Consider the following 9,527-nt stretch of genomic DNA (forward strand, 5'->3'; position numbering starts at 1 on the left):
CAAATAGAAGACAAATAAGCAACAAATAACAACATTTCTAAAAAACGTGTCGTTATTTGTTATTTTCCGTTATAAGAGATATAACGGAATGTTAAGATTTAATAAATAATTGATTTGTTATTTAAATCACTACATTACAGTACATGTAAATCGATTTGGAAAGTAGCATATTGATTCAAATCGAAAACCACCCGAACTAGCATTGGATCTTTCATTCTCTTCAAAAAAAGTAGCTTTCACTTAAATAATGCATAATAAAAGCCGTAGGAGTATAACCTACGACTTTGTAAAGGGATCTCGATTTACTATAAAATATCCTCTAAAGGTTTATTCTTACGATTTAAACCTCCTGTAAAGCTTTCTGTTCACTTTGTAAGAATGAATCTAGTTTATCTATCAGTCGTCTAATATTTTCATTTTTGGTATACTTACTTGAATCATAGCCTTCATCCGGTTCTAAATAATAAATAAACCCTTTCATATCCTCTGGATAATTAAAATCACTATACGGGTTAGCTACATTCTCTAATAAAGTATCATAATCATTATTTTTTTCTCTCATAGACATTAAAATAGAGTACTTCCATTTTCGTTGCTCAATTTCACTATTCCAATGTATTGCTAAATCCATGACTATGGTTACTATTAATTCAATAGCTTTTTCTTTATCATATTTTCCCCATGTAAGTAAAATGTCCCTCGATTAATATTGGCCCTAGCTGTAATATCCTTAACCGTAATGGAATCAAACCCTTTTTCATTTATTAATTCAGTTAGTGCATTGCATCACGTATCGCTTCTTTAGTACGAGCTACGCGTAAATCAGCATATACACATTCCACTTTTTACCTCTTTAATTTTTTTAGACATATTTCTATAAGGTGTTCAGAATACAACAGATCCGCTATTTCTGTTTATTGAACCCAGAAGATACCCATACTATAATACTTAATATAAATAACCAACACCATGTTGGTTAAAAAATAGGAGGTACAAAAATGAAAAACCAAGTATCACTAGTAGTTGAACATGAATTGAATGACGTAACACCAGAAATGATTGACTGGTGGTGGGATAATATTGATAACTCTGAACGATATAAACTATGGCACCCAGAAGAACATGTTGATTTTAAGTGGTTAGTTGACCCTAAAGTACATGGACATGTAGGAGCCATATCAGCTTCAATTGAATCTGCGGGGGATGGACTTGAATTCCCGCTAAGAATTAGATGGGAAGACCCTAAAGATTGTCCTATAAATACCCATTACAGCCATGTTTTAATGGGTTCATGTTTAGATGATGATGACGATGTAATTTCACAAGTAATACATCAATACGAAAAATCCGAGAATGGTACAGTAATGACTTCTACATTCATTTTCCCGAAAGGATTACCACCATTTATTAATCTAAGTGGTTTATATAAACACAATGTAGAAGAAATGAGTCAGTTCAGTATATTTTTACCGGCACTGTTTGCAGAAAACCTGTAAGACAACCTAACATCTTTACTTGTAATAAGTAACTAACTAGAAAACAAATAGTCCCCAATGTTTTAGATATATCTAAAATGTTTGGGGACTTTCAATATCAAATCAATCTCTTTTCACTTTACTTCTTCTCGGTAATATACTCTTCCCTTCAAATGGAGGTGTTTTTTCATGTACCACTATTCAGGTTCACTTCATTAATGGTGTATTTTCTAATCAATTAGTATTTTCTATTCTTTATTTCCTCTTCAATACTTGCCGCAAATACATCTAGCACAACAACTTCTGACTTCTCTTCCCCATATTTACGTACATTTACAGCTCCGTTCTCCATTTCCTTATCACCAATAACAAGAACATACGGTACTTTTTGCATTTGTACTTCTCTTATTTTATATCCTAATTTTTCATCTCGTGCATCCTGTTCAACACGAATTCCAGCTTGTGCTAATTTATGTGCAACCTCATTGGCATATTGTTCATGTACTGCATTTGAAACTGGAATTACTTTCACTTGAACTGGTGCCACCCATGCCGGGAACGCACCTCCAAAGTGCTCAATTAATATTGCTAAAAATCGATCTAAAGATCCTAAAACTGCTCGGTGGATGACAACTGGTCTTCTCTTTTCATTCTTCTCATCTATATAATTTAAATCGAATTTCTCTGGCATTTGGAAATCGAGCTGGATTGTTCCGCACTGATGACTTCTATTTAAAGCATCTTTAATGTGGAAATCAATTTTTGGTCCGTAAAATGCACCGTCACCTTCATTTAGTCTATATTTATAATTTAATGAATGTAACACATTTTCTAATGCCGCTTCTGCTTGCTCCCATAATTTATCGTCACCCATTGAATCTTCTGGACGAGTAGACAGCTCTACTTCATATTCGAATCCAAAAGTTTTATATACGTAATCAATTTGTGCCATTACTGATTTAATTTCATCTTCAATTTGTTCTGGTGTTACAAATAAATGAGCATCATCTTGACAGAAAGTACGTACTCTTAATAGTCCATTTAATGCCCCGCTAAATTCATGTCGGTGTACTTGACCGAACTCACACATACGAATTGGCAATTCGCGATAGGAGTGTAATTTATTTTTGAACATTAACATATGTCCTGGGCAGTTCATCGGTTTTAATGCAAAACTTTTATTATCCACTTCTGAGAAATACATATTATCTTTATAATGTCCCCAGTGCCCTGACTTCTCCCATAATTCTTGGTTCATCATGAACGGAGTGCGTACTTCTTGATAATTGTACTCTTTTTGAATTCCTCTTAAAAATGCTTCTAATTCGTTGCGGATAATCTGTCCTTTCGGCAAGTAAAACGGCATTCCCGGAGCTTCTTCCGAAAACATAAACAATTCAAGTTCACTGCCTAATTTCCGATGATTTCTCTTTGCTGCCTCTTCAACAAAATGCAAATGCTCTTCTAATTCTTTTTGAGAAGAAAAGGCAACACCATATATACGCTGAAGCACTTGATTATTACTATCACCTCGCCAATATGCACCGGAAACGTTAGTTAATTGAAATGCTTTCAAATAACCTGTTGATGGTAAATGTGGTCCTCTACATAAATCTACAAATTCACCTTGTTTATATAGTGTTACACTTTCCCCATTAGGGATTGCTTCTAAAAGTTCTAATTTCAGGTGATCGTTCATTTCTTTAAACAGTTTTTTTGCCTCTTCTCGTGAGACCTCAACTCGTTCTATCTTTACATTTTCATTTATTATCTTTTTCATTTCTTTTTCGATTTTCGGTAAATCTTCTACGTTTACACTACTCGGAAGATCCATATCATAATAAAATCCATTTTCAATAACAGGCCCTACCCCCAAGTTTATGTCACCATATATTCTTTTTACAGCTTGCGCTAAAATATGTGCAGCGGAGTGTCTTGCAATTTCTACACCTTCATTTGAATCTATAGTAATGATTTCTACTTCCACATTTTCTTCAATGTTTCGGCGTAAATCAAAAAGGTGATTGTTTACTTTTCCTGCAACTGCTTTCTTTTTTAAACTACTGCTAATAGATCCAGCAATTTCTTCTAAAGTAATGCCTTTCACAAATTCTTTAACGCTACCGTCTGGAAATTTAATTTCAATCATCTGTTCTTTCATTTTTCATCTCTCCATTTCATAATAAAAAGCACACTCATCCCTAAAATAGGGACGAGCGTGCTTTTACCCGTGGTTCCACCCAGATTCCCATCACAAATTGCAATGACTTCTTTTACGGTAACGTCGTTTACACGGCACTAGATACTTAATTTCCCCAGTGCAGCTCTAAGGTGGTAAGTTATTTTTCTGCGTTAGGAAGTTCTCAGCTTTCCTTCCTTCTCTGTATAACCGGGTAAAATAACTCGTGTCCTTTTCTTCGCTTATTATAAAATTGAATGCAAAAAAGCATATTCATCCCTAAAAATTAGGGACGAATATGCTTATATTCGTGGTTCCACCCAGATTCCCATCACAAAAAACATAATGGCTTCTTTTGCGATAACGTCGCTTACACGGCACTAGATACTTAATTTCCCTAGTGCAGCTCTAAGGTGGTAAGTTATTTTTCTGCGTTAGGAAGTTCTCAGCTTTCCTTCCTTCTCTGTATAACCGGGTAAAATAACTCGTGTCCTTTTCTTTGCTTTTATAAAACATCCATTTATTGTTATTTAATATATCTTATTCATTTTATTTTTGCAAGTGTTAAATAATATTATTTATTTAATTTAAAAAAGTGAAACCAAAAAACTTGGATTCACTTCTCAATTTTACCAATCTTGTGGTTCGTAATTTAAGTCTGAAAATAGGCGTTTTTTCTCTTTTTTCGATAAATCTCTCCACTGTCCAACCGGTAAATTATTCAATTCAATATTCATAATTCTCGTACGTTTTAACGTATATACTTGATAACCTAAAGCTTCACACATACGGCGAATTTGACGATTTAGCCCCTGTGTTAAAATAATTTTGAACTCATATTTTGATAACTGTGTAATCTCACAAGGAAGCGTTTTTGTATCTAAAATTTTAACACCTGCTGCCATTTTCTCTAAAAACTCTGGTGTAATCGGCTTATCTACTGAAACGATATATTCTTTCTCATGCTTGTTTTCAGCACGTAAAATCTCATTAACAATATCGCCATCATTCGTTAACAAAATCAAACCGTCTGAGTCTTTATCGAGACGCCCGATGTGATTAATTCGTAAAGGATGATTCACTAAATCGATAATATTACCTTTTACTGCTTTTTCACTTGTACATGTAATACCTACTGGTTTATTTAAAGCGATATACACATGGTCTCGAGCAATACGAAGTTGCTCTCCATTTACTCGTACGTCATCACCTGGATTTACTTGGTCACCAATTTTTGCAACCTTACCGTTAATAATTACTCTTCTCTCATTAATTAACTTATCTGCTCCACGTCGAGACGCTTTTCCAGCTTCACTAATAAATTTATTGATACGCAAGTTAGGCACATCCTTTTCATAAAAAATTTCAAGCTCACACTGCTTCTACCGAACAATACAAAAGGGTAAGCCTCCTATTATAACTTAAATATATTAACATGAAAGGGTATATGACGTCTTCACTTAATTACATGTTTATTAGAAAATAATTGGTCTTCTTTTCCTTTTCATCTCAAACTGTTTAGCAGTCAATAGATTAACCCTTAAATATATCATCATTTATTTACTTTTTTCATAGATAATATACAGATGTAAGTTTGAATAATAACGCCTGAATAACTCACAATATGTGAAAAACAAAAAAAGAATCCTTTTGAAAATAATCAAAATGGATCCTTCTTCAGCTAAAATAATACTAGTTTTTATATACAATTGTTCAATAATTATAATCTTTGATAGAAAACATCGTTCAACAACAAAATAATTTCGAAATCCCCTAATTTTTTACGCTTCAATATTTTCTTCACATACTCCAAAAAGAAGCCCTTGATTATCTATACAATAAGCAAAGTAACCCATATTAGGAATAGCAGTTTTAGGTACAACTACTTGTCCACCATTTTCAATGACTTTATTTATGTACTCATCAACTGAAGGTACTTCAATAGAATTAGTCGTCCTAGTAGCACCATCAGGTGATTTCATTAATCCACCATCAATACCAGGTCGATCGCTTTTCCCCGTTATAATGAACCAATAGTCATGTGACCCAGGCATTTTTTCAAACTTCCATCCAAAACTATTTGTATAAAATTGAATAGCTTCTTCAGGGCTTGGGACTTGCAATTCAAATCTTAAAACTCTACTCATTTAAATATCTCCCCTCTTATTCTTGTACAAAGCAATTATACAAGAACAAACGTTCTGCGTCGACTTTATCTAAACCATTTATCTTAATAAGTTCTAACTTTAGTTCGAAGCTGCAACAGACCATTCTTCCTTCCGAATAACTCTCTTCCCATTTATATTTTCAACATAATCATTTACATTTGCTAACTGGTATAACGCAGGAAAAATTTCTTTCATATAACTTTCATGTGCTATTTCATCTTGCCAATACGTTAGCACTATGTAACGATTTTCAGTCTTTAAAGACTTCCCAACAACTCCACCTAACATCCCTTTTGCATTATCCATCCCTTTATCCCAAATTGTTTCTTGCGTATGTAAAAAATGCTTCTCTTTCCCTTCTTTCACATCACAAATTGCAACTCTTACAAATGAACCTTGTACAATTACGTCTTTCAAAGGAATTTCTGCTATATCATACAACGTTTGAAACATTTCAATATTGCAGGAAGTATATGTGCCTTCTTGATTACTATTAAAAAAAATTGTATCATGGGCGTCATTCATGAATGATTGATATGCATTTCTATCTTTCCATAAAGTATACACACACGCTTCATCTTCATTCCACCCACCAAATTGTCCATAGAATCCGTCTAAATACTGTAAATCACGCCATTTTTCTTGCGCATCGGAAAACATTTCCCTTTTCTCTTCTTCAACCTTGCAAAATATTGTTTTTAATAGCATTTCTATTCCCCCTTACGATACAATCCATTTCCCACTTGCAATACTTTCTACTTTTCCGCCTACACTAACATTAATTTTACTCGCTACTTTTTCAGCCTGTATATGTATTAAAGAAGGCCTGTTTATTTCATATCCTTGTTCAACACGCATATCTACCTTTTCTGTTCCAAAATAACGATATTTTAGAAGATACGCTGCTAAACATTCGTTTGAGCTTCCTGTTGCCATATCCTCTGGGATTCCATAGTAATCTGCAAAATTCATTTCTTTTGCTACTGTCTGCATTTCCTCACTGGAAACTTCCTGATTTTCCATAAACACTGCAAGTTGATTCCCTGTATACTTACCTCGTGAGAAGACATCTACAATATAAAAATCCAAATCCCTCACTCCTCTACTTTACTTCAATACCTATTGTTTACATAACAAAATTATGATGAATTAAAAACGGATATTCTTCAAATAATCCACCGCTCTTTCTATCAACCAATTACCAAAGGTATCTAAAAATGATAAAATTTCTTCTATATCTTTTATAGGCTCAATTACATATTGTAATGCCTTCCTCATATTCTTTTTTTGCTCGGAAAAATGCTTACTAAATAGTGCATACGCTGGGTATAAGTCCCTGGAATAAAGCCCTTCTCTATCAATTGTTAATGCTAGGCCGGCTCTGATTATTATTTTCATAATCCACCGACAGCAATCCTCTATATCATCCACGTCTTGATTATGAATTAACTCTTCGTGTGCTTGTTCAATTTGTTTCCGCAAATGAATGAGATGTTCATACGCTATCTCCTGACTTACTTTATATTTAGGTAAAAATAATTTTACGTCTTCACCCAATATACACACACTATGTGTTTGAATCATAAATCCTATAAAAGAAAAATCCTCTGAGTTTATTACTTCTTTTTCACTATAAAAACTTAACTCCACTCCTGATATACAAGTAAACTGCTGTGTAATTTGGACTTCTAGCTTCTTTCTCCAGCTTAAGTTTATTGCCTTAGGGTCCTTTTGAACTAAAATAATCATATCTACGTCTGCAATACCTTCTATTCCAATCCCTCTTGGAATAGAACCTCTTATATAAACACTATGCAAATCATCCCGCAACAATTGACAACAAGTATCCTTTATTTCTTGTATTACCTCCCAAAACACAGGCTGAATTTTATTCAAATGTGCATCGTTTATAATAAATCCTTGATCATCCACAGGACAAAAACGCCCTATTTTTTGTATTCTTGGCAATTTATCAACTCATTCCCCTTCAAAATATTGTTTTACTCCCCATATAACATATATTATAATTCTAATAATTCAGAATTAAAAACAAAAAATAGGACGTAAACACTCCTATAGGGTCGGTTACGTCCTATCTCTTTTATCATCATTCATTTTTCAAATACATAATAACTATTCTGTTCGGAATCATGTGATACAGTTATAACTTCATTATCCTGGTAAATATGTATTTCTGACATTGATATCAGAAAGCCTTAAGCTACAGTAACTACAATAAAACTTACTAAAATAACTAATAGATATGTTAGTATTCGTAGGAGTGCACCACTTCAAGTTTAGATAAGTAACAGATAGTTCAAGATACTGCGTTTAAATTGATAATCTACATAAAATCAGCATCCTTCAAATTATTCCACATATCTTTCCATATGCTGTCTATATAACTTCCACCCATCCATTTCTTTCTTAAAAACTTCCATCGCTAAAACAGATGCTACTTTTTTATCCTGCAAATAAAACTCTACAATAGCAGATAATATCAGTTCGTTCTCCATTCTTAAACTATGTGTTAAGTCTTTATATTTCCAATAAGGATTTTGTCCTTCATAACTTTTTAATGTTTCAATATTATCTTCTTTATATGTATCGCCTCGGTATACCTCATAGTCTCTATCACTGTAATACCCAAAGTAACCTATAAAATCATTTGATACCCAACTATTTATTTTTTCAATATTACCAGCATTTAAATCTTTACGATATTCCTCTACCGCATGTAATGCTTCGTTCCTCATAGAATATATCTCCTTATATTTTCTTATATCATTTTTATATTCTCTGCTATATAAAATTCCCCTCCATAATATCGTTCAAACTTCAATTTATAATATATAAAAAGCCATAAACAAATTAGTAAAACCGCATTGTTTATGAATCATTCTATTTACTTTTCAAATAAATAATAAGTAATCTCTCCCTGATAATGTAATACAGTTACTTTCCGATCCCCTTTTTTAAAACTAACAGTATGTCCGTTTCCCCCTAAGTTCTCCCATCCGTTTGCCTCCGTAATAGGCATAACACTTATATATTGATAATTCTCTTCATTATCATCATTAACATGTATCGCTGACATTGGTACTGGAAAATCTTCAATTTTAGATTCTTTGTTCATATATATGAGTGCAAGTAAACCAACTAATAACATAGCCGTTGCAATACTTGAAGCTCGTTTTTTCTTTTCGTTCCCACTAAAAATCCTCTTTTCTTACATAATATCTTCATTATTTTAATAGTTTTAATTATTCATGTATAGAATAAACATAATTCGAATTATTTCTGTACTATACTCTTTGCCTTCGATAACATTATTGTTATATATTTTAATTATAAGTTTTTTAGAATTTGGAGGATTTATATATTGAAGAAATTACTTTTAAACAAATGGCTGCTTTTGGTTTCTATTCTTAGTATTGCCGGCACTATTTTCTACGCAACTAAAGATCAAAAAAATGCTGAAAAAGCAACTGTAGAAACCGTTGATACCACAACTTTCCGAACTCAATTACAACCTAAATTGAACGAATTAACTACTAATTATAATGACATAATTGAGAAAGATTGGTTGCCTGCCTGGGAAGAGATTAACACAAACGGGGATTCAGTAGATAAAAACAAACTATAGTTACAATGAATGCTGTTTCCAAACATATGAAACAATATTAAAGAAATAGACAATATGAA

10 protein-coding genes, 2 pseudogenes and 2 other annotated features are annotated in these 9,527 nt (G+C 32.8%); of the genes and pseudogenes, 2 read left to right on the forward strand and 10 right to left on the reverse strand.

Annotated elements, in window-relative coordinates:
• Positions 1 to 340: 340 nt before the first annotated feature.
• Positions 341 to 694, reverse strand: a complete 354-nt coding sequence (locus CDB3_RS12475; RefSeq protein WP_372708539.1) for a DUF2247 family protein — start codon at positions 692 to 694, stop codon at positions 341 to 343.
• Positions 682 to 842: pseudogene (locus CDB3_RS12480) on the reverse strand (TetR/AcrR family transcriptional regulator); the annotation flags it as partial. The gene CDB3_RS12475 and the pseudogene CDB3_RS12480, both read right to left, overlap by 13 nt.
• 156 nt (positions 843 to 998) lie before the next feature.
• Here CDB3_RS12480 and CDB3_RS12485 point away from each other — a divergent pair.
• A complete protein-coding gene (locus CDB3_RS12485) occupies positions 999 to 1,496 on the forward strand; it encodes a DAPG hydrolase family protein (RefSeq protein WP_128854713.1) in 498 nt (165 codons plus the stop codon).
• Positions 1,497 to 1,713: 217 nt separating this feature from the next.
• On the opposite strand, the gene thrS is transcribed toward CDB3_RS12485, so the two are convergent.
• From thrS to CDB3_RS12530, 8 genes are all read right to left on the reverse strand, one after another.
• The gene (gene thrS, locus CDB3_RS12490; protein WP_128854714.1) at positions 1,714 to 3,636 is read right to left on the reverse strand and encodes a threonine--tRNA ligase; all 1,923 of its coding nucleotides are present in this window, start codon (positions 3,634 to 3,636) and stop codon (positions 1,714 to 1,716) included.
• A 44-nt stretch (positions 3,637 to 3,680) separates the two neighbouring features.
• Positions 3,681 to 3,902 (reverse strand) — a binding site (T-box leader).
• Positions 3,903 to 3,939: 37 nt separating this feature from the next.
• Positions 3,940 to 4,163, reverse strand: a binding site (T-box leader).
• A 120-nt stretch (positions 4,164 to 4,283) separates the two neighbouring features.
• Positions 4,284 to 4,991, reverse strand: coding sequence for a pseudouridine synthase (locus tag CDB3_RS12495; RefSeq protein ID WP_097905339.1), 708 nt, complete (start codon positions 4,989 to 4,991; stop codon positions 4,284 to 4,286).
• A 444-nt stretch (positions 4,992 to 5,435) separates the two neighbouring features.
• The gene (locus CDB3_RS12505; RefSeq protein ID WP_128854715.1) at positions 5,436 to 5,801 is read right to left on the reverse strand and encodes a VOC family protein; all 366 of its coding nucleotides are present in this window, start codon (positions 5,799 to 5,801) and stop codon (positions 5,436 to 5,438) included.
• 99 nt (positions 5,802 to 5,900) lie between these two features.
• The gene (locus tag CDB3_RS12510) at positions 5,901 to 6,530 is read right to left on the reverse strand and encodes a DUF4937 domain-containing protein (RefSeq protein ID WP_128854716.1); all 630 of its coding nucleotides are present in this window, start codon (positions 6,528 to 6,530) and stop codon (positions 5,901 to 5,903) included.
• A gap of 12 nt (positions 6,531 to 6,542) precedes the next feature.
• Positions 6,543 to 6,911 carry a PhzF family phenazine biosynthesis protein gene (locus CDB3_RS12515; protein WP_128854717.1) on the reverse strand — a complete coding sequence of 123 codons (369 nt, stop codon included), beginning with the start codon at positions 6,909 to 6,911 and terminating at the stop codon, positions 6,543 to 6,545.
• A gap of 60 nt (positions 6,912 to 6,971) precedes the next feature.
• On the reverse strand, positions 6,972 to 7,790 hold the full coding sequence (locus CDB3_RS12520; RefSeq protein ID WP_128854718.1) for a nucleotidyltransferase: 819 nt from the start codon (positions 7,788 to 7,790) through the stop codon (positions 6,972 to 6,974).
• Between the two features lie 401 nt (positions 7,791 to 8,191).
• Entirely contained in the window at positions 8,192 to 8,578 is a 387-nt protein-coding gene (locus CDB3_RS12525; protein ID WP_128854719.1) for a DUF4440 domain-containing protein, read from the reverse strand.
• A 149-nt stretch (positions 8,579 to 8,727) separates the two neighbouring features.
• Positions 8,728 to 8,991, reverse strand: coding sequence for a hypothetical protein (locus CDB3_RS12530; RefSeq protein ID WP_128854720.1), 264 nt, complete (start codon positions 8,989 to 8,991; stop codon positions 8,728 to 8,730).
• Between the two features lie 213 nt (positions 8,992 to 9,204).
• Between CDB3_RS12530 and CDB3_RS12535 the strand changes: the two are divergent.
• Positions 9,205 to 9,514: pseudogene (locus CDB3_RS12535) on the forward strand (hypothetical protein); the annotation flags it as partial.
• Positions 9,515 to 9,527 lie beyond the last annotated feature (13 nt).

Source organism: Bacillus sp. CDB3, assembly GCF_002081505.1.
In the GTDB taxonomy this organism is placed as follows: Bacteria; Bacillota; Bacilli; order Bacillales; family Bacillaceae_G; genus Bacillus_A; species Bacillus_A cereus_AT.

Bases quoted from the DNA above. Each gene is read 5' to 3' on its own strand.
- CDB3_RS12485 (WP_128854713.1), top strand. From the start codon at position 999: ATGAAAAACCAAGTATCACTAGTAGTTGAACATGAATTGAATGACGTA.
- CDB3_RS12505 (WP_128854715.1), bottom strand. From the start codon at position 5,801: ATGAGTAGAGTTTTAAGATTTGAATTGCAAGTCCCAAGCCCTGAAGAA.
- CDB3_RS12530 (WP_128854720.1), bottom strand. From the start codon at position 8,991: ATGTTATTAGTTGGTTTACTTGCACTCATATATATGAACAAAGAATCT.
- CDB3_RS12510 (WP_128854716.1), bottom strand. From the start codon at position 6,530: ATGCTATTAAAAACAATATTTTGCAAGGTTGAAGAAGAGAAAAGGGAA.
- thrS (WP_128854714.1), bottom strand. From the start codon at position 3,636: ATGAAAGAACAGATGATTGAAATTAAATTTCCAGACGGTAGCGTTAAA.
- CDB3_RS12525 (WP_128854719.1), bottom strand. From the start codon at position 8,578: ATGAGGAACGAAGCATTACATGCGGTAGAGGAATATCGTAAAGATTTA.